Origin of the sequence: Xenorhabdus vietnamensis, from assembly GCF_002127535.1 — a bacterium.
Lineage (GTDB): Bacteria > Pseudomonadota > Gammaproteobacteria > Enterobacterales > Enterobacteriaceae > Xenorhabdus > Xenorhabdus vietnamensis.
Map to the genome: position 1 here is coordinate 56,083 of NZ_MUBJ01000010.1, position 20,976 is coordinate 77,058.

Sequence of the window (20,976 nt, forward strand, 5' to 3'; positions counted from 1 at the left end):
ATGATAAAAATGGGTATCAGAAGTAAACTTTTTTTGGCAATTTTTGCTACTTGTATGCTGGTATTGGTCACAATGCATTGGGGAGTTCACCTCAGTTTTCAGCACGGTTTTATTGGTTATATCAAACAAAATAGCCAAATGCGGGCTAATAGGCTGGCAGAAGCATTGACAGAACAATATCAGCGATACGGAAACTGGAATTTTCTGACTCAAAATGATCGGACAATATTTCAGATTATTCGCACGATTGAACAGGATAACGATCCCCGCCAGAAAAACAAACATCATGGCTTGAATCCCCAATTTTGGATTGTGAACACTCAAATGAAGCGTTTGGTGGGGCACGAAAACAATATTCCTGTGGAGAGTTATCGCAAGCCAGTCACTTATAAAAACAATATTGTCGGTTGGGTAATTGTCAGTGCATCAGACAAAATTACCCGTCGGGCTGATATTAGTTTCGCCCGTCAGCAGCAATTCACTAGTTGGATTATTGTGGGTTTTTCAACGTTATTGGTACTGATCGCTACTTTTCTGCTTTCCCGTGGTCTGTTAAGACCTGTGAAGCGGCTCGTGGAAGGTACGCATCAGCTCACAGCAGGTAATTTCAGTGTGCGTGTCGTTCCATCCAGTAAAGATGAGATCGGTAAATTGGCATCAAATTTTAACCAACTTGCCAGCACGTTGGAAAAAAATGAACAAATGCGCCGTGATTATATGGCCGATATCTCCCATGAACTACGCACCCCACTTTCGGTTCTGCGTGGTGAGCTGGAAGCCTTGCAAGATGGTGTGCGAAAGCCAACACAAGAAACCATCCATTCTTTGCTCACAGAAGTGACTACCCTGACAAAATTGGTAGATGATCTGCATTTATTATCTCTTTCTAATCGTGGTTCACTAACCTATAGAAAAGAATCGGTTAATGTCAGTGAATTACTGCAAAGCTCCGTGGCAAGTTACCATGGTCGTTTTGCTGATAAACAAATCACATTGACACTGCATTTAAAAGAAAATATGACCCTGTTTGCAGATCCAAATCGGCTGACACAATTATTTCACAATTTGCTGGAAAATAGCCTGCGTTATACCAATGAGTGCGGAAAAGTGATTATTCGTGGATATCCAGATCAACAAAAATGGATATTGGATTTACAGGATAGCGCTCCCGGACTAACTGTTGAACAATGCCGACATGTTTTTGAGCGTTTTTACCGATGTGAATCTTCCCGTAATCGTGCAAGCGGAGGTTCAGGGCTTGGGTTGGCAATTTGCTATAATATCGTTGAAGCTCATGATGGAATAATTAGTGCGGAAATATCACCTTTAGGTGGTATCAAAATTCACGTAGAATTACCGCTGATTAAATCGTCTGAACTTGAAACGCAATGAGTACATATTCCACGCAACATACTGTTCTAATCGTTGAAGATGAACCAAAGTTGGGGCAATTGCTGGTTGATTATCTACAATCCGCGGATTACCAAACCCAATGGCTTACTCGTGGCGATAAAGTCATCGCCCATGTTCAAAAAAACCACCCTCATATTATCTTGCTTGATCTTATGCTGCCAGGGCTTGATGGATTGTCGATCTGCCGGGAAATCCGCAAATTTTCAGATATTCCGATTATAATGATGACCGCAAAAACAGAGGAAATTGACCGGCTACTCGGTTTAGAAATTGGTGCTGACGATTATATCTGCAAGCCTTATAGCCCAAGGGAAATGGTCGCCAGAGTAAAGACGATCTTGCGCCGTTGCTACCGCACAAATGATATTACCAGTGAACAAAATACACTGACTATTGATGAAAACCACTTTCAAGCACGTTATCTTGAGCGAGTACTTGAACTAACTCCTGTTGAATTTCGTTTGCTCAAAATGATGTCTAGTCAGCCAGGGCGTGTTTTTTCTCGTGATCAGTTATTGGATAATCTTTATAACGATCATCGTATTGTGAATGACCGTACTATTGATAGCCACATTAAAAATTTGCGCAGAAAATTGGAACAATTGGATGAGGATAAATCTTTTATTCGTTCCATTTATGGGCTGGGTTATCGGTGGGAAGCAGAAATCTGTCGCTTGATGTAAAAATATTTGCTGCAACTGCTTTTTATTGATCACATAACAATATGTTAGCTATATTCATTCGGTCTATCGTCCCTTCATCGAACCATCACCATTTTCAGTGCTGGCACAGTAACCGACATTGTTATTAATGTCAGTTACTGTTAAAACTATCACCACATATGGCAGCAGCCCTTTTTCACTGTTCTGACTTAATTTTTTTATGATCAAGAAAACCCGAAATGACAGCCAGCAACAGTGCCATCAAGGCCAATAAACCACCTGCCAGATTGAGAGTTGTGTAGCCATAATTAGATGCAATAATCACACCACCCAACCATGCACCGACAGCATTACCCAAGTTAAAAAATCCAATATTGACAGAAGAAACAAGATTAGGTGCACCGGCTTCCTGGGCTTTATCCATCACCAGACGCTGGATTGGCGATACTGTAGCAAAACCCAATGCCGCCATTAGAAATATACTCAAGCAGGCAATGAATTGATTAGTGCCATAAAACCAGAAAATAAATAAAACAAAGGATTGTAGCCCCAGAGTCCAATACAGCAATGGCATCAATGCCTTATCTGCAAGTTTCCCACCAACAATATTGCCAAAGAAAAATCCCAGCCCCAAAACCAGCAAAATCCATGTTATTGCACTCTCAGAAAACCCTGCAATATTGATCATCAATGGAGCAATATAGGTAATTGTTGTAAAAAATGCGGCAGGACCCAGAACGGTAATACCCATAGCCAGAAGGACATGGATATTAGTGAAAGCCAACAATTCCTTTCTGATACTGGTTGGTTCTTTTTGATCGAATTTAGGTAGTAACTTTAAAATCCCAAGTAATGCAATAATGCCAATGACAGTAATTATTGCAAAAGTAATACGCCAGGAAATTTCTTTCCCTATCCATGTTCCAAGCGGGATTCCAACTAGGTTGGCAAGAGTCATTCCGCTAAACATAAAGGCGATAGCAGTAGTTCTTTTATTTTCCGGTACCAGCTCAGCAGCAATAATCGCACCAATTCCCATAAAAGCACCGTGGGTCAAGGAAGCCACAATGCGGCCGATAATTGCCAGATAAAATGTCGGGGAAAAAGCAGTCAGAGCATTTCCGATAATAAATAATATCATTAACACAGAAAGCACTTTTTTCCTTTCTATACTCCTCCCCAATATTATTAGAACAGGTGCTCCAACAAATACACCCAGTGCATAACTGGTTACCATATACCCCGCAGTTGGTATTGAAATACTAAATTCGATTGCAATTTCAGGAAGTAAACCAGCGACAATAAATTCTGTCGTAGCGATCCCAAATGTCGCTATGGCTAGAGCCCAAATAGCTGCTGGCATGTAGAACTCCTAATGAGAAGCTGAATGAATCAGGTGATTATTGTAACAGCGTGTATTTATCTCTGAATGAGAGATAGTTTAATATATTCGTGCCACATCCAATTTGGAAGTAATTGTAAATAATCTACAAATACAAAATAGCCATCGTGCTCTATAAAATCACCAGAACCAAGTCAATGTGAGTATGTTCATAGTTGTATAGATGTTTTCAATCCGTTTTATGCGGGATGTAGCATCATCATATTTCCATAATATATTTGTGCTAATGATGGAATAAGCGCTAAAATCCCTCTCCTTTAAACCTTACCCTTAGTAATGATAATGCAGACTGGGTAAGGGCTGACTTGAACTCAGACCGAGAACGTTAAGAATATGTTTACTCCAGAATTACTTTCTCCTGCCGGCTCTTTGAAAAACATGCGTTACGCGTTCGCTTATGGCGCAGATGCTATTTATGCTGGACAACCCCGTTATAGCCTGCGTGTCCGCAACAATGAATTTAACCATGAAACATTGGCGCAAGGCATTAAGGAAGCTCACGAATTGGGTAAGCGTTTTTATGTCGTTGTCAATATTGCACCACATAACGCAAAGCTGAAAACTTTTATCCGTGATTTGAAACCTGTCGTGGAAATGGAACCTGATGCGTTGATTATGTCTGATCCGGGCCTGATTATGATGGTACGTGAAGCATTTCCTGAAATAGATATCCATCTTTCAGTCCAAGCCAATGCCGTTAACTGGGCCACTGTCAAATTCTGGAAACAGATGGGGCTGACTCGAGTCATTCTCTCCCGTGAACTCTCACTGGAGGAAATCGCTGAAATCCGCCAGCAAGTGCCTGATATGGAACTTGAGATTTTTGTGCATGGTGCACTGTGTATGGCTTATTCCGGTCGATGCCTGTTATCGGGTTATATCAACAAACGCGACCCCAATCAGGGTACTTGCACTAATGCCTGTCGCTGGGAATACAATATGCAGGAAGGTAAAGAAGACACTGTCGGCAATATTGTTCATATGCATGATCCTATCCCTGTCAAAAATGTTGAGCCAACACTGGGTCAAGGCGCGCCAACAGACAAAGTATTCATGATAGAAGAAGCCAAGCGTCCTGGCGAATATATGTCAGCGTTTGAAGATGAGCATGGTACTTATATTATGAATTCTAAGGACTTACGTGCCATTGAACATGTGGAAAGATTAACCAAGATGGGTGTTCACTCACTGAAAATTGAAGGCCGTACCAAATCTTTCTATTATTGTGCCCGCACCGCTCAAGTATATCGCCGTGCTATAGACGATGCTGTTGCCGGAAAGCCTTTTGACCCAACGTTAATGACTACACTGGAAGGTTTGGCACATCGTGGCTATACAGAAGGCTTTTTGCGCCGTCATACCCATGACGCCTACCAAACTTACGAATATGGTTATTCAGTATCAGACACTCAACAATTCGTTGGCGAGTTTACTGGCAAGCGAGTCAATGGCTTAGCCGAAGTTGCCGTGAAGAATAAATTTCTTGTTGGGGATCATCTGGAACTCATGACGCCATCAGGTAATATTAACTTTAAGTTAGAATCTATGGTAAATAAAAAAAATCAAGCCGTAGAAGTTGCACCGGGTGATGGGCATATCGTTTATCTTCCGATTCCTGAAGGAATAGAGTTAAATTATGCTTTACTTGTCCGAAACTTGAAAGGTAGCAATACCAGAACACCTCACCCACAAGAATTGCAAGTGAAATAATTAGAAATAGGGTTTTAAAGAAATTGATCTATTTTTTTAGAAACAGATCACATCAATGCTATTTTATTTCTCGTATTATCGGCACTGAAAAATAAAGAACTAAAAAAGCTTTACTGTAAGACTAGGAACCACCTCCTTGGCTAGCTCAATCTCCCTTGGGCTGGCCTTTTCTTTTAAATAAAAAATGGGAAAATTCAACGCACTAAAAACCATTGCTTTCATAAGACATGGATTAGTTTAATGATTCCTAATTCATATTGGCTATTTATTGAACTTTTTATGTTAGTAACATTTCTTATAATAACCAAAAAAACAGTATTTCAACAAATATTGTCAGTATTTATTCAATTTAATGAAGGAAATTTTAAGAAAAAATAATCAAAATTATTCAATCAATGAATGACTGCAATATTTATTTATTAACAATTCAAATAAATCAGCACAGATAAATATTATTTCTCTTAATTGTTATGCGAAATGGTTAAATTTTAGCAATATTTATATTAACTGAAGCGATCCACTGCCGCTTCCCTCTCTACTTACCTTGTGATCAGTTCAAATATAAACAACAATCAGTAGCGCCTTTTGCAAATTGGAGTTAATCATGACTGATATCGCTAAATTGTTAGGAAAAGACGCAAAAAGTTTATTGCAACATCAATGCAATACCATTCCACGTGAAAATCTCTATCTCCCGGGTTCTGATTTCGTCGATAGAGTAATGCTTGAAAATAACCGTCCCAATACTGTTCTTCGTTCCATGCAAACCTTACTGAATCATGGCCGTCTGGCAGGCACGGGTTATCTCTCAATTTTGCCAGTAGATCAGGGTGTGGAACATTCTGCCAGTGCTTCTTTTGCTGCTAATCCGCTCTATTTTGACCCCAAAAATATCGTTGAACTGGCAATTGAGGCTGGCTGTAACTGTATTGCTTCAACTTACGGTGTTCTGGCATCTGTTTCTCGCCACTATGCCCACAAAATTCCATTTCTGGTTAAGCTCAACCACAATGAAGCGTTGTCTTATCCGGCTCAATATGATCAAACTTTATATGCCAGTGTCGAGCAAGCATTTAATATGGGAGCAGTTGCGGTAGGTGCGACAATCTATTATGGCTCTCCCGAATCACGTCGCCAAATAGAAGAAATTTCAGCCGCTTTTGAACGTGCTCATGAACTAGGCATGGTTACTGTGTTATGGGCTTATCTGCGCAACTCAGCCTTCAAGAAAAATGGGGTTGATTACCACACCAGCGCCGATTTAACCGGTCAAGCAAACCATCTTGCAGCAACAATCGGAGCCGATATTGTTAAACAAAAAATGGCTGAAACGAATGGAGGCTATACTGCCATTGGATTTGGGCACACAGATAAACGCGTTTACAACAACTTGACCACTGAACATCCGATTGATCTCGTTCGCTATCAACTTGCTAACTGTTATATGGGACGTGCTGGATTAATTAATTCAGGCGGTGCTTCCGGAGATAATGATTTAAGTGACTCAGTCCGCACTGCTGTCATCAATAAGCGTGCCGGAGGAATGGGATTAATTCTTGGTCGTAAAGCATTCAAAAAATCAATGAAAGAAGGCGTTGAGTTGATTCATTCCGTGCAGGATGTTTATCTCGATAAGAAAATTACTATCGCCTAATAAAGATTGTCGGGCACGCTAGCTTCAAAATAGAATGGGGATCCGTGTATCCCCATTATTCAACCGTAATTCACCACCATTGATGAAAATGGTGTACTGGCCCAATTCCATGACCAACTTCTAAACTATCCGCTTGTACCAGAGCATCTTGTAAATATTTTTTTGCTATCGGTAGTGTATTTTGCCAATTAGAATAATGCGGTCGCAATGCTGCAAGTGCTGCGGACAAAGTACAACCAGTTCCATGAGTATGCTGCGTATTTACTCTTGGAGCAGTAAAACGCCACTCTCCTTCCGAGGTAAAAAGCCAATCTGGGCTTTCCGCATTATTCAAATGCCCACCTTTCAATAAAACTGCCTGACATCCCATTGCACGTAATGCGCGCCCCTGCTGTAACATTCCATTTTCAGTATTGGCAATATCACATTTTAATATGGCTGCCGCTTCCGGCAAGTTGGGAGTGATCAAAGAAACGATCGGCAATAATTGTTCTACCATCGCTGTAATGGCCTCCGGTGATAACAAGGGATCACCACTTTTCGCCACCATAACGGTATCCAACACAATGTAGGGAATAGGATAACGATGTAACGACTCTGCTACTACCTCAATATTGGCTGCATTCGACAACATGCCAATTTTGGCACTATCTATTCTGACATCTGAAAGTACTGATTCTAATTGAGCAGCAAGAAAGAGGGGATCAAGGTTATAAACTGATTGTACGCCCATTGTATTTTGAGCAACTAAAGCAGTTATAACTGCTGCACCGTAGGCACCAAGAGCAGAAAAGGTTTTTAAATCGGCCTGAATACCTGCACCACCGCTAGGATCCGTTCCTGCGATAGTCAGTGAATTAATTCTCATAATAGTGATTCCTACCACCAGCTAAAGAAAAGCGGGTATCGGAACTAAAGATACCATGACTTCCCTACGCTGGCATTATCCAGATCAGGTAATACGGGTACTTCTCAGTTCAATAAAGAACGCCCCGAGTCAAAATAAAAATCACTCTATTAGTATCTCAATAGAGTGATTTTTGCAATAGGTTACCATCAGATAATAAAACTAAACTGAAGATAAATATATTTAGCCAGTAATCAGATACCAACCAAATTAAATTTATTACTATAAAGCTGATACGTTTGCAGCAGCAGGACCTTTAGGACCATCCTGAATTTCAAACTCAACTTGTTGGCCTTCAGATAATGTTTTAAACCCATCTTTCATAATTGCAGAAAAATGTACAAATACATCTTTGCTACCATCAGCTGGAGTAATAAAACCAAAACCTTTAGACTCATTGAACCACTTCACAGTACCAGTGATTTTTGCCATTTCAAAAATTCCTTTGAATCACTTTATTAGCATAAAAATAAACAAACCAGTATTAGTTTCTGTTATTTATTAACAGAACAGTACTTCGTTTACCCACGTGTTTTATCACATACTCTTTATATAATCGCAAGCCATTTTTTTCAGGTGCTGGAGCCAACGCACATATTTGGAATTCTTAACCTCTATTCCAATTTGAAATTACCCAATAATTTTTAAGTCTTATAACCATATGAATCAATGAAAAAAGATAATTATACCCCAAAGAGATCACTTTAATAAATCTAATACAAAATACTATTTTTTACATCTGTTATGGTGTAGACCAGAAAGTTATAGTTATACAAAATCCATTTTAGATAACTATAAAAACCATGGTTAGTTTTAGTCATGCATTTTTAACGTCAAATATAATTGATTTACATGTAACCAACTTACTTTTTGTTTATCATTTATTAAATAATATTCAATTATAATGTTTATAAGACGTTTTTTACTATTCTCTCTATATGGTTATACTCATGATATAAACTGATTTCATAAAGTACATTGCTCTAGAGCAGTTGGAGTTTAAAATGAAGTCACATTGGCAGAAAAAGATTATAAATACACTTCTTCTGAGTTATGGGAAAATTTCAGACGTAATATTTTATCAACATGGGATTCGCCAGATAATAATATTTATTTACCCGTAATCACATGGCATAACCGTTTCACCTACGATAAAGATAACAATTGGCACTCTCTTTATGCTATGGCGTTTATGGACTCACATAATCGCCTTGAACCTATTGTTGGCTACGGATTTCAAAAAATGTGGACACCTAATGATCTCAATGATTCCAGAATAGGTGGGGGATTTACACTCAATATTACAGCACGCCATGATTATTATTATATTCCCCTGCCTTTACCCTTACCGATTTTTTCCATTGAATATAATTGGCTCGCTTTGCAAACCACTTATATTCCATGTAAATACAATAACGGCAATGTACTATTCAGCTGGCTACGTTGGCAATGGTAATTGCATACAAAATCAGCCGGGTACAATACCCGGCTGAAAAACACTGAATAGATTAACAACCAGTCTACTTATTTCTTCGTTTTCTTTGATTGAGCGATTAAGTATCCACCCCATAAGACAGCAATCCAAAACGGCATTAAGATAACCGAAATACGAATTGGTGGCATCATTAGAATAATGATGAGAATGAACGCAAGGAATGCCAGACATAAATAATTCCCAAACGGATACCACAGTGCCTGAAACTTCGTTTTGATACCTTCTTTATTCTTGGCTGCGCGGAATTTCAGGTGAGCAAAACAAATCATAATCCAGTTAATGACCAGAGTAGTTACCACTAATGCCATCAGTAGTTCAAATGCTTTACCAGGCATCACATAATTAACCAATACTCCAATTGATGTTACCAACGCGGATAAACCAATAGACAAGACCGGCACACTACGCTTGTTAACTTTTGTGAGTATACGAGGTGCATTACCTTGTTTAGCCAAACCATACAACATTCGACTATTACAATACACACCACTGTTATAAACAGATAATGCCGCCGTTAGTACCACCACATTCAGGACATTCGCTACCCAGAAACTATCCAGGTTATGAAAGATCAACACAAATGGGCTACCACCTTCTATCACATTCGCCCATGGATACAGCGACAGCAAAATAGCCAATGAACCGATATAAAACAGTAAGATTCGATAAACAACTTGGTTGGTTGCTTTTGGGATATTTTTCTCAGGATTTTCTGCTTCTGCTGCTGTAATGCCCACGGTTTCCAAACCACCAAATGAAAACATGATCACGGCCATCGCCATAATCAAGCCAGAAATTCCATTTGGCATAAAACCGCCCTGCTGCCATAAGTTCGTGATACTTGCCTGTGGACCACCATTACCGCTAATCAGTAAATAGCTCCCAAAAATAATCATCCCGATGATCGCACTGACTTTAATGAGAGAGAACCAAAATTCAGTTTCACCATATAACCGAACGTTAATTAGGTTGACGAGATTGATCAATACAAAGAATATTGCAGCAGAAACCCATGTTGGAACTTCCGGCCACCAATATTGGATATATATACCAACAGCCGTTAACTCAGCCATTCCAACCAAAATAAACATCGCCCAGTAATTCCAACCTGATAGGAAACCAGCAAAATTTCCCCAATATTTATAAGCAAAATGGCTAAATGACCCCGCTACAGGTTCCTCAACAACCATCTCACCTAATTGGCGCATAATCAAAAATGCAATAAACCCAGCAATTGCATATCCGAGGAGCACCGAAGGCCCAGCCATTTTGATGGTTTGAGCAATACCCAAAAATAACCCGGTTCCTACTGCGCCGCCAAGGGCAATAAGCTGAATATGCCTGTTCTTTAAACCACGCTTAAGCGTGGTTTGTTGTTCTTGTTGTTCTGCCATCTAGTCCTCTTTTTACGATGCTTAGAACCTGTCTCATTAAAAGCTATTTTATTTGTTGTTTTGAATCGTTAAACCTGAATAGAACCCAAAATTCTCCAATTTTTCCCAACTTATGCAAGATTTATTGAATTAAAATTCCCTCAGCATGATTCTCTCAACATATTGTAGTGATTGAGCTATCTACTCATTTAACGCAATATTGAGTGTGCTAATTCGTAGCAGGTGGATATTAAAACATCATTTACAAAGAATGAATACTGCAAATGCATGTGAACATGCATACCTGTGGACTAATAATTGAGTGAATATCAAGAAAGTAGGTATCGGGTGGTGGAACAAACACCTAATTCGAATGTACCATTACCTTGCTCACAAGGCACGTCTAGTACTAACAAAAACAAACATATCAATATTAAGCACAGAGATAAAAGCACTTTTTTAGTGTTCAATTAAACCACTTTATGATTATTTCATTGTTATTCACTTTCCAATAAAATATTATGAAAAGTTATCATATGATAGAGTGATGATAATCTGTTAAAGTTTTCATCTAGTCATTGTGATCCCTATAATCATGGATTTTGTCATCTTGAAAAGAAGTTGTGTATACTTCCCCCAACCTTCAACCAGTTTAAAATTGTAATGGCACAAGATAACCACTTAGCACTTGTATGCGCACTGAGTAAATGGATTGAAAACCATCTTGGCCGTGTCATTCATCTTGAAGAGCTTGCTGCTTACTCTGGCTATTCACTTTGGCACATGCAGAAAATATTCAAGGAAGTTACCGGCATATCTCTTGGGAAGTACATCCGCCAACGCCGCTTGGCTGGCGCAGTTTCTCTGTTGAGAAACAGTTCATTGCCTATTTTTGATATTGCACTGGATTTCGGCTTCGGATCTCAATCCCATTTCACCTATATGTTCCGTAAAGAATATGGCATTACACCTTATGATTTTCGCCAAAGTACAGATATTGAACTTGAAGTTAAAGTTCCATTACATCTAACTTACAATTGTGAATCATGAAATTGGCATCATCAGCGGCCATTCATCGGCCGCTATGCCTTAATTCCTTGGTTTCAACTCATAGCTAATTTCTTTTTCTGAAAGACACCATTCCATTTTTATATACTAAGCATTATCGGTATTTTTCGAGTAAAGCCAAAGCGATCGCCTCCGTTTCTGCATCGGGGATGCCACTAATGTCTGACGGACGAAAATGGATCTGAAAGGCTTGAATAGTTTTATAAGTGGCACTATCCAAGAAACCCGTTTGAGGAATACTATAGCCATAAAGAGCTAACGCTTTCTGAATTGCCATCACTGACACAGGAGTATTAGGTGCCCTACCAGCCAAATATTTATTCACTGTTGCATACTCAGGCCAAGCACCAATTCCTTGTTCATAAAGTTCACGCCACGGAAAAATAGGCCCGGGATCTTTTTTTCTCAATGGTGCTATGTCGCTATGACCCACAACATTCACGGCCTGAATTTTATACCTTAGGATAATATCCTTTACTAATCGAATGACTGTATCAATTTGTGATGGATGATATAAACACCATTCTTTTTTAATAAACTCTTGCTTAAATCCACAATTAACAATTTCTATACCAATAGAATAACGGTTTAAGTTTTGATATCCACTCCATTCGCTTTTTCCCGCATGCCATGCCCTTTCTTTCTCTGAAACCAGTTGAAAAATAATCGGTTCTTTATTTTTATACTTCAGCTGCGAGGGAATAAGATAATGAGCATTAACACGACCTCCCGTTAATGCCCGTAAAGATTTTTTATCATCCAACGCAGTATAGTGAAGAACAAGGAATTTAATTGAGTCAATATCTTGCTTGGTTGAATAAGGATAGGAATTGTCAACAATATACCCATTTCTACTTTCTTGTTCAGGGGAATAAGAACAACCACTCAACAAAGTGATAAACATACATATTATTAATCGCTTTATCATGATCGATCAGCTATTTTGCAAAAAAATGTGACATTGGATGATTATATATTAGATTAGACTAAATTTGGTGTTTTTAAGACCAAATAAAAGCAGAACATTCGCGGAATGAGCGAATACTCTGCTAATAAAATTATTTGATATGAGTAATATTAAGTTACTGATATCCTCTGAGATATTTCAGTATCAGTGCTTATTCTTCTCGCTATTATGCGAAATATCATTATCCCAAATACCTTTTTCAACTTGCTGTTGAATCTCAGGGTAGGCATTGATATCGAATGTTGGCAGCTTCCCTAACCTTCTCTGCCTGTTATAGTCTTTCGCCAGCTTTATTGCGATACCTGACAACATAAGTATGGCAATCAAGTTAACAATAGCCATACATGCCATTGATAGATTCGCCATACTCCAGACCAAGGGTACTTCTGCCAATGTACCAAACATCACCATACCTAACACAGCCAACCGCAAAAGAAATAAACCAGCAGTGTGGTTACGCTCCAAAAATATCATATTACTTTCAGCATAAGCGTAGTTGGCAATAATTGATGTGAAGGCAAAGAAGAAAATAGCAATCGCAATAAATGTCGTTCCCCAATGCCCAACGGCTGATGACAATGCTCTTTGAGTCAGTTCAATCCCGCTGATAGCAGTAACATTTTCGTTGAGAATTCCAGAAGAAAGGATAATAGCAGCCGTTGCACTACAGATAACGATCGTATCCATAAATACACCCAACATCTGCACATATCCCTGAGAAGCTGGATGAGGTGGATATGGAGAAGCGGATGCCGCAGCATTTGGTGCAGACCCCATCCCTGCTTCATTCGAAAATAATCCACGTTGAACACCCTGAGTCATTGCCTGCGAGATACCGTAGCCTAATGTTCCGGCTATCGCTTCCTGAAGGCCAAAGGCGCTCTTGATAATTAAAGCGAATACAGCTGGAATGCGTTCAATATTATGCCCGACAACCCAAAATGCCAATATTAAATAAGCGCACGCCATGAACGGTACAACTAATTCCGCTACTCGGGCAATGGAACGCAATCCACCGAAAATAATTACGCCACTGATAATGACTAAAACAATACCGACATAAAACGGTTTGACATTAAAAGCAAAGGCAGCCGCTTCCGCAATTGAGTTTGCCTGAACAGCATTAAATACAAGACCAAACGCGATAATAAGGAAGAATGAGAACAATACCCCCATCCATCGCTTCTTCAACCCTTTTTCCATGTAATAAGCCGGGCCACCGCGATAATTTCCTTGATCGTCTTTCGTCTTGTACAACTGGGCAAGCGTGCTTTCCACAAAGGAAGTTGCCATACCAATAAATGCCACTACCCACATCCAGAAAATAGCACCTGGCCCACCAGCTGTAATTGCAATGGCGACCCCTGCTAAGTTACCGGTCCCTACACGAGCAGCAAGACTGGTACATAAAGCTTGAAAAGATGAAATGCCAGAATTATCTGATTTATTACTATTTTTCAGAACTGAAAACATATGACCAAAATGACGCAGCTGTATAAAACCAGAACGCAGTGTGAAGTAAAGGCCAACCCCAAGAAGCAAGTATATAAGTACGTAGTCCCAGAGAATATTGTTAATGAAGTTAATCAGACCCGTCAAGATGTTTTCCCCTTACTAATTAGCAAACATTAGCTGATCGTAATGCCGTATCCGGCAAAATTTTATTGTGCTTAATTTCCTTTATAATTAACAAGTAACATAATTCTGTATACAAAAGCACAGAGATACTAGCCAGTAAAAACGGAAAGAATGTAACACAATATCTATTTCAATAGGTAACTTTTAATGAAATTTTTACATTTACTTTAGCATTATTAAACAGTCATGTGTTAGACACAAACGCTTTACTCCCTATCCCAAGCTTATTTAGTGTATTTTACGAACAATAATTGTGGTCTAATTTTCTTCTTTATATAAAAAATAAACACAGATCAGATCACAACTGAACTCAAATTACTAAACATACCACCAACAAAAATAAAACTTTTAAAAAACAACACCAATACAATAACCACATAAAAAGAGTGTGCTAATCAAAATCTGTTGATTCCATGACACACAAAATGCACAGAACAATTTATATAATAACGCACTGACATATTACTAATGTTGTAATCACCGAATTCATTAGAAAAAATGGGATGATTTCAAAATTTAATCTTGAATTTTCTAATATTTACGAAAACATATAGCAATATCTTTCTCAAAATGAGATTATTAAATTTTAATACTGTAATAGTTGGAAAAAGCCACCATCGCGTATTAAAATTTTTAATTGTTATTTTTACAGTAGGAAACAACAAAATTTTAATAATATGTTAATAATCTACTATCTGGTCATCAGATAATCTGCAAGTGAGGTTATAATTGATGTTAGAGCGAAAAAGGAAGCATCCCGCAGATAACATACTGCCCAAGAGGGTTTATAGGGGAAAATCAAAGTATGAATATCATCCTGCAACAGGTGGTTCAATCTCTATCTGCTGTCTAAACTCACCAGTATCCGTTGTTTGGAAAGAGTACAATAAGATTTTGAAAAAAACAGAAAAAAACAGCACATAGAGCTTATTATATGTTTAAATTAATAAAAAACGGGAGTTATCGCTCCCGTTGATTCAAATAACATAACCACTGTCTGAATAAAACTCAGTAATCACAGCAAAAATAATCTGTATTAGAAAATATTATTTCATTTTCTATCATAAAAATTGCCATTTATCCGACAAAAACAATAAGAAAAAATAACTTCTTAGAGCCGCACTATTATTGCATTACTAACATAAGCATTGAACTGCTCTTTAGCATTGGGAATATGGTCTTTCCAAATTCGTGCTACGATATAAATCTCACCTATAAATTTTTTAAAACAAGATAGCAAACAATGGAGCATGGCTTATGATGCATATAAGTAAGATTATAAAAACTATTGTTATTCCGACTCTAATAACTCTATTGTTATCAACTCCGGCTGGTGCAAGAGAGGGGAAAGTGATTAACTTACCCGATAAACGATTTGCTGTTATGTCAACTGGTGATCTGGAAAATGCATCAATTGGCAGCTATTCTATTGCTATTTTCAAAGATAAAGATCTTACAGACTTTGAAACTGGAGCTATCTTTGAACGTGATGGTTCAGTGTTTAAAGACAATGGAAATCCGCGGATTACATTTGCTGATATTAATGGCGATGGTTCCAAAGAACTAATCGTTTCCAAACTCACTGCTGGTTCTGGAAATTATCTTGAAGTTGATGCGCTCAAAATTACTAAAAAAAATGTCACACTTCTCACCCGCATCCATATAAATGGGAATAATGATCCCATAAAGTCACTCCGTGCAATATGTAAAAGGGGGAAATGCGTAGAGCAAAAAAATTAAATAAGTGCCTATTCAATGAAAATCGCTATGCACTGATATTCGGCGTAAACGTTGAATTATGTACTATTGTTAATGATGTCATTCCAGTTAAAGTTATCACCGCTATTATGGTATAGCTGATCGAGAGGAAGTTATGAAACGCCTTTTATTGCCGATTTTCCTTGCTCCATTCTTTTCATATGCCGCATATGCTAATGTAGATAAAACGGCAGAAACTTATTGTAAATTATTTGGAAAAGCCTCTATAGAAGCATTTAAAACCCAAGATTCCCCCGACACGATAGCCCAAAAGGCTTTCAAAGAATTAAGTAGTGAAGGATTTGATCTTAAAGAAATTCATAGCAATAAAGATGAATTTATTGCATCTATCAAACAAACAGTTTCAGAAATCAGAAAAAATAAACAAGTCTTTCCAAGCACTCGTCATTTTGATGAATTACTGGTTAAATCTATCGAAGCATGCAAAACACAAACAAAGCATGCCTTATCCGAAAAAATAAAATAAGAAACGTAGAGCGACTAACTTACGTTGTCGCTCTACTTATTAGCCCTTTTCACCACTTAAATTACAATTACTGAGAGTATTTAATTATTATCACCCTGCGATTTGGTATCTATTAGGCGTATATTAACTTAGTAGTGTAAATTTCATCCCAATAAAAGTACGCACTGCACTTCCCCTTTCAACCTGATGATGAAATAAACGTCGTTCAGCTTTTAGCTGTGCTTGCTGCATACTTTGTAGCTGCCGAATTCTATGCTCCAATAATAAACAAGCGAGTCGACGATTAGCGTGTTGGCTGCGTTCAGACTGCACTTTAACGCTGATTCCGCTAGCAATATGTACTGCCCTAACCGCTGATTCTGTTTTATTGACATGTTGACCTCCTGGCCCTGAGGCTCTTGACGTTTCAAATTTAATGTCGCCTTCCATCATTTCTTGCATAGGCTCAAATTGCGTCACACCAATAAACCAATTTTTGCGGCCTGCTCCTTTTCGCCACGGGCTTTCACAAATCCATTTGATAGTACCGTTCCAACGCTTAAGCAGCTGTAACTCTTTTTCTCCCTGAATGGCAATTAATACAGAGCGTAATGTGCCAACACGTTGCCCTCGTTCTTCTTCCAAAATATCTACAATAATATTTAATTCAGTGGCTTCTTGAATCAATCGCTCTAACGCTTTTTTGACCGCAAGCATGCATTCATCAGGTCCTTGAGCCGAGGAAATTTGCAACAAAATCATTCGTTGCCTCCTCGTGTTTTATATGTCAAAACAGGTTTTAATCGTGCTATCAACTTCACCAAGCCTGCTTGTAGCATAGCGTCCATCACACCACTGATAGGTTTATAAGCTTCTGGGGCTTCTTGAAAAATTAATTGCTTATCTAAACAAATGACACGGCTACCTAATGCTGTACGGGAAAGTTGAACAGCATTATAACGTCCGCTCAAACGCTCCTTACATTCCCCACGCATCCATTTCCGTCCTGCCCCATGAGCAAGAGAAAACAAACTACTTGCACTATTCAAAGGTTGAACCAAATAACTATAATCTCCACGAGATCCCGGAATAATCACAGGCCCTTGATCAGCTGGGGTTGCTCCCTTACGGTGCAACCAACCAGTGATACCATCAATAGTACATGGGGTAAGCAAATTATGAGAAACATCAAGTAGACGTTCTCCACTTACCCGCCAACGTTTTAACATTCTTTCTGCGATCAGCTGACGGTTAAAACAAGCATAATCCAACGCTTGTTGATGCTGTTGAAGGTAATTCAATGCCTGTGGGCTGGTTGCTATCAATCCATGGTGTCCATGTTCGCTAAGATGTTGTTCAAGGATCATTTGCCCCATACCACGTGAACCACTATGCACTAATAGCAAAAGTTGCTGTTTACTCAGTTGCCAAGTTTCAAGAATATCCGGTTGATAAATCTCATCTAATTGCTGTAGTTCAGCAAAATGATTGCCACCACCAATCGTTCCCGGCGAATAACAAAAATGTTCAGGAGTATTATCGGGTAAATCTTCTATATTTAAAGAGATATCAATGGAACCGAGTCGTTTTTCGAGTTTATCCAGTGACCATTTGCTCAACGTCAAATCTGTTCGCCACAACGCCATACCACAACCAATATCATTACCGATAAGAGCCGGATAAAAACGTGATTGAGAGAAAAATGCAGCGCCGACAGGGTACCCTCTGCCAGGATGCAGATCCGGTAGACCAACGACACGCACCATGTCAGGAAGTTGTGCTGTTATTTCAAGTTGCTGGATAGCCTTACCTTCCAGCCAGGTATTTTCTGCTACGATAAGCTGCACGTTTGGTGCAGCCGAATGCAAAGTATTGCCCATAGATCAACCTTAATGATCAGTAAAAATAAGGATGTGGTCAGGCCTTTCTAGCCAAGCAATACTGAAAATTTTGATTTAGTAATTAGCTAAGGGCTGGCCTGAAAAGAGTCATTGTTATTGTCATCATCGTGAATTTCTCCTTTTCAGTAGTTAATGTGGGTTTAGTGAGTAACTGCATTTTGCAGGAGCTGCATCATACTTCAAGCTTTATAGGTATTGCCAGTATTTTTTTAAATTAAACTATCCCAAGATACTTTAATTACATTTAGTTTTAATTTCACCAAGAAACAAATAATTACATTTCCCCTAACTGATAATTTCATTCTTATCAACAAAAAATAAAATCTATAGAATTAAGATCAAAAAAGAAAAGTGGCATTAATCCTTTAGCGGTAATGCTATCCCGAATATTAAAAACAATAAAAGCACTAAAAAAGTATTTTTTAACTCAGAAGAATGATATTGAGATAATAATTTTTCCTTATTATCCTGATTAGACTCTACTTTATCTAATGAAAACTTATTATCCTCAATTTCAGCAAGTATCGTTTTCGCACGCTCCATATCAGATTGATGGACAAGAAGTTTTACACCACCGAATGCTTGAGAATACATATAATTATTCCATACAATATCTTCATCTAGCACAACTGTATAAATATCTTCTGATAACATTCTGCCCAAAACAATGTGGGCATCTATCGGCGATAGAAAATTTGCCAATAACCGCATATTTCCTCTTTGAGGATGACTGTTCCACATAAGCACACCATGATCAGATGATTTATTAACCAGTATAACCCACCATTGCGCATCTTTTCCAATTTTCTCTAATTGACTGGGAAAATGATCGTTCTATCTGTGTTAAATTTCTATGAGTTAACCTTAGTAGATTCCAAGTTGCTGCTTCATTGACTATGCTGGAACTTGAAATTTGTTATATTTCATTCCAGAATTAATAATTAATGGGAAAGGTTAAACATACTAATCACATGATGATTTCTGAGTTTTATGATTTATAGCTCCATTATCAATCAATAATTTTTTCATTTCTTTTAAATTACGCTGACAAGCATATGATAATGCGCTTTGATCATAAGATGGCATATTTACATCATTTGTTATTGTAAATAAATCCAGATTCGCACCCTGTTCAATCAAATACTTTACAGTATTAATTCTATTATTACTGGCCGCAATCATGACAAGAGTTTCACCATCATCTTCAATAGTTTGATCATTTAAATCAAGATCATTCTTTATCAGATTGTGTATCTTCTTCACTATATTAGTATTTTTACCCAAAACAGCCGATTTCAATATATGATGAACATCTCCTTTATCCGTTGCCCATAAATTGGCTTTTTTCGATATTAAATAATCTACCACATCTTCATAACCAATAAAAGCAGCCCAACCTAGTGCTGTTTGGTCCAAACTTCCCGTATCCTTAGCTTCAATATTTTGACCTTGTTCAATCATTTCTTTAATTATTTCTATATCTCCTTGTTTAACAGCATCAAACCATTTCCTATTTTCTCCTGCAGATGGTTTTTCATAAAAAACTCTATGGGGTAATTTCTGCGGATTAGCTAAATCTACCATTTCGGTATAATCTAATCTAAATTTTTTATATCCATCTGGATTATTATTTAATGTTTTTGCATTAGTATTAACAGATACTAATAGTAACACAGAAAATGCCATTATCTTTCTCATACATCCCTCATTTCTTAATATAATCACAAAGTTAAAATAAACTCTTAACATTATATGCATTAAACACTTAGATCTCTTTTTTATTTTCTGTTCTATGCGTTAAAATTCATTAAAAGTATATTTATGCCAAAAAAATAATAAATATGCTGTAAGATAGAAGAGGATCTACATAAAATATGGTTAATATTTTCGAAAAAAAGCATGAAAATAAATAGTGAGATTACACAAGGCACATTCAAACATGAATGCGCCTTCGCTCAGTAACTAAATTTTTCCCATTTCCTTTAATCTTTTGAACATTTCTACATCTCTTCTAGTTTGTTCTAACATTCTGCTGGACTCACGAGCCCAGGCACTAGGATCACCAAAATTAGAGCCTCTTGTTCTTGCTGACATTTCAAGTGCATGACATTTTTCCATATCAATAGCATCTTTTCTGGATGTTATTTCATCTAAGATTCTGAGGGTAGTATTGCCATTATCTGAGTTTTCACCAAGAGCCGAACATAATTCATTACCACTGAGTGATGTTAAGTTATCTGTTGGTATTTTATTGAATACACAACCAGACATAGCAAGTGTAGATAATAATAGTAATTTTTTTAGCATTTAATTCTGAATCCATAAAAACGGGGCAGCAGTATATATACATAAGTAAATTAGGTAAATACAACATGAAGTACTCACCGGATATATGCTGTTGATGTCATTTAGAGGCTAATCTAATTTGTGCAAAAATCTGACGTAAAGTTAATCAGAGGAAAACTGACAAATGCCATGATGATAAGGATAAAAATTGGATTATTTGGCAGCGAATAATGGTTAAATTTAAACCGCCTTTGCAGGGGAGTTTTCAGAAGAATT

At 37.8% G+C, this 20,976-nt stretch carries 20 protein-coding genes and 1 riboswitch; of the genes, 8 read left to right on the plus strand and 12 right to left on the minus strand.

What is annotated here, in order from left to right:
* The first annotated feature begins 3 nt into the window (after positions 1–3).
* Complete coding sequence (baeS, locus tag Xvie_RS10605) at positions 4–1,392, plus strand: envelope stress sensor histidine kinase BaeS (RefSeq protein WP_208612555.1); 1,389 nt, start codon at positions 4–6, stop codon at positions 1,390–1,392.
* Positions 1,389–2,096 (plus strand): envelope stress response regulator BaeR, encoded by a 708-nt coding sequence (gene baeR / locus Xvie_RS10610; RefSeq protein WP_086109293.1) that lies wholly within the window; start codon positions 1,389–1,391, stop codon positions 2,094–2,096. The genes baeS and baeR overlap by 4 nt, the downstream gene beginning before the upstream one ends.
* 175 nt (positions 2,097–2,271) lie before the next feature.
* Here the strand turns inward: baeR and Xvie_RS10615 are convergent, their stop codons facing one another.
* On the minus strand, positions 2,272–3,438 hold the full coding sequence (locus tag Xvie_RS10615) for an MFS transporter (RefSeq protein WP_086109294.1): 1,167 nt from the start codon (positions 3,436–3,438) through the stop codon (positions 2,272–2,274).
* A 372-nt stretch (positions 3,439–3,810) separates the two neighbouring features.
* Here Xvie_RS10615 and trhP point away from each other — a divergent pair, with 372 nt between their 5' ends.
* Complete coding sequence (trhP, locus tag Xvie_RS10620) at positions 3,811–5,187, plus strand: prephenate-dependent tRNA uridine(34) hydroxylase TrhP (RefSeq protein WP_086109295.1); 1,377 nt, start codon at positions 3,811–3,813, stop codon at positions 5,185–5,187.
* A gap of 604 nt (positions 5,188–5,791) precedes the next feature.
* Entirely contained in the window at positions 5,792–6,841 is a 1,050-nt protein-coding gene (gene fbaB, locus Xvie_RS10625) for a class I fructose-bisphosphate aldolase (protein WP_086109296.1), read from the plus strand.
* A 70-nt stretch (positions 6,842–6,911) separates the two neighbouring features.
* On the opposite strand, the gene thiD is transcribed toward fbaB, so the two are convergent.
* Both thiD and cspE read right to left on the minus strand, forming a co-directional pair.
* Positions 6,912–7,712: a bifunctional hydroxymethylpyrimidine kinase/phosphomethylpyrimidine kinase gene (gene thiD / locus Xvie_RS10630; protein ID WP_208612556.1), complete on the minus strand. Its 801-nt coding sequence runs from the start codon at positions 7,710–7,712 to the stop codon at positions 6,912–6,914.
* Positions 7,713–7,753: 41 nt separating this feature from the next.
* A riboswitch (TPP riboswitch) is annotated at positions 7,754–7,846 on the minus strand.
* Between the two features lie 124 nt (positions 7,847–7,970).
* A complete protein-coding gene (gene cspE, locus Xvie_RS10635; RefSeq protein ID WP_047962061.1) occupies positions 7,971–8,180 on the minus strand; it encodes a transcription antiterminator/RNA stability regulator CspE in 210 nt (69 codons plus the stop codon).
* Positions 8,181–8,763: 583 nt separating this feature from the next.
* On the opposite strand from cspE, the gene pagP reads away from it, so the two are divergent.
* Positions 8,764–9,204 (plus strand): lipid IV(A) palmitoyltransferase PagP, encoded by a 441-nt coding sequence (pagP, locus tag Xvie_RS10640; RefSeq protein ID WP_086109298.1) that lies wholly within the window; start codon positions 8,764–8,766, stop codon positions 9,202–9,204.
* Between the two features lie 68 nt (positions 9,205–9,272).
* On the opposite strand, the gene Xvie_RS10645 is transcribed toward pagP, so the two are convergent.
* Complete coding sequence (locus Xvie_RS10645) at positions 9,273–10,637, minus strand: amino acid permease (protein ID WP_086109299.1); 1,365 nt, start codon at positions 10,635–10,637, stop codon at positions 9,273–9,275.
* A 308-nt stretch (positions 10,638–10,945) separates the two neighbouring features.
* Entirely contained in the window at positions 10,946–11,071 is a 126-nt protein-coding gene (gene mgrB, locus Xvie_RS24130; RefSeq protein ID WP_279625679.1) for a PhoP/PhoQ regulatory lipoprotein MgrB, read from the minus strand.
* Positions 11,072–11,279: 208 nt separating this feature from the next.
* Here mgrB and Xvie_RS10655 point away from each other — a divergent pair, with 208 nt between their 5' ends.
* On the plus strand, positions 11,280–11,666 hold the full coding sequence (locus Xvie_RS10655; RefSeq protein ID WP_086109300.1) for a helix-turn-helix domain-containing protein: 387 nt from the start codon (positions 11,280–11,282) through the stop codon (positions 11,664–11,666).
* Positions 11,667–11,778: 112 nt separating this feature from the next.
* On the opposite strand, the gene Xvie_RS10660 is transcribed toward Xvie_RS10655, so the two are convergent.
* Entirely contained in the window at positions 11,779–12,609 is an 831-nt protein-coding gene (locus tag Xvie_RS10660) for an N-acetylmuramoyl-L-alanine amidase (RefSeq protein WP_208612557.1), read from the minus strand.
* A gap of 186 nt (positions 12,610–12,795) precedes the next feature.
* On the minus strand, positions 12,796–14,250 hold the full coding sequence (locus Xvie_RS10665) for an alanine/glycine:cation symporter family protein (protein ID WP_086109302.1): 1,455 nt from the start codon (positions 14,248–14,250) through the stop codon (positions 12,796–12,798).
* Positions 14,251–15,546: 1,296 nt separating this feature from the next.
* Here Xvie_RS10665 and Xvie_RS10670 point away from each other — a divergent pair.
* Both Xvie_RS10670 and Xvie_RS10675 read left to right on the plus strand, forming a co-directional pair.
* Positions 15,547–16,029: a PliI family lysozyme inhibitor of I-type lysozyme gene (locus tag Xvie_RS10670; protein WP_244175577.1), complete on the plus strand. Its 483-nt coding sequence runs from the start codon at positions 15,547–15,549 to the stop codon at positions 16,027–16,029.
* Positions 16,030–16,162: 133 nt separating this feature from the next.
* Positions 16,163–16,534 carry a hypothetical protein gene (locus Xvie_RS10675; RefSeq protein ID WP_086109303.1) on the plus strand — a complete coding sequence of 124 codons (372 nt, stop codon included), beginning with the start codon at positions 16,163–16,165 and terminating at the stop codon, positions 16,532–16,534.
* A 123-nt stretch (positions 16,535–16,657) separates the two neighbouring features.
* Here Xvie_RS10675 and prfH read toward each other — a convergent pair whose 3' ends face one another.
* The 5 genes from prfH to Xvie_RS10700 form a co-directional block, all read right to left on the minus strand.
* Positions 16,658–17,275 (minus strand): peptide chain release factor H, encoded by a 618-nt coding sequence (gene prfH / locus Xvie_RS10680; RefSeq protein WP_086109304.1) that lies wholly within the window; start codon positions 17,273–17,275, stop codon positions 16,658–16,660.
* Complete coding sequence (locus tag Xvie_RS10685) at positions 17,272–18,393, minus strand: RNA ligase RtcB family protein (protein ID WP_086109305.1); 1,122 nt, start codon at positions 18,391–18,393, stop codon at positions 17,272–17,274. Before Xvie_RS10685 ends, prfH begins: the two co-directional genes overlap by 4 nt.
* 378 nt (positions 18,394–18,771) lie before the next feature.
* Positions 18,772–19,155 (minus strand): putative signal transducing protein, encoded by a 384-nt coding sequence (locus tag Xvie_RS10690; protein WP_086109306.1) that lies wholly within the window; start codon positions 19,153–19,155, stop codon positions 18,772–18,774.
* Positions 19,156–19,377: 222 nt separating this feature from the next.
* Complete coding sequence (locus Xvie_RS10695; RefSeq protein WP_086109307.1) at positions 19,378–20,112, minus strand: ankyrin repeat domain-containing protein; 735 nt, start codon at positions 20,110–20,112, stop codon at positions 19,378–19,380.
* A gap of 264 nt (positions 20,113–20,376) precedes the next feature.
* Entirely contained in the window at positions 20,377–20,721 is a 345-nt protein-coding gene (locus Xvie_RS10700) for a hypothetical protein (protein WP_086109308.1), read from the minus strand.
* Positions 20,722–20,976: the final 255 nt, after the last annotated feature.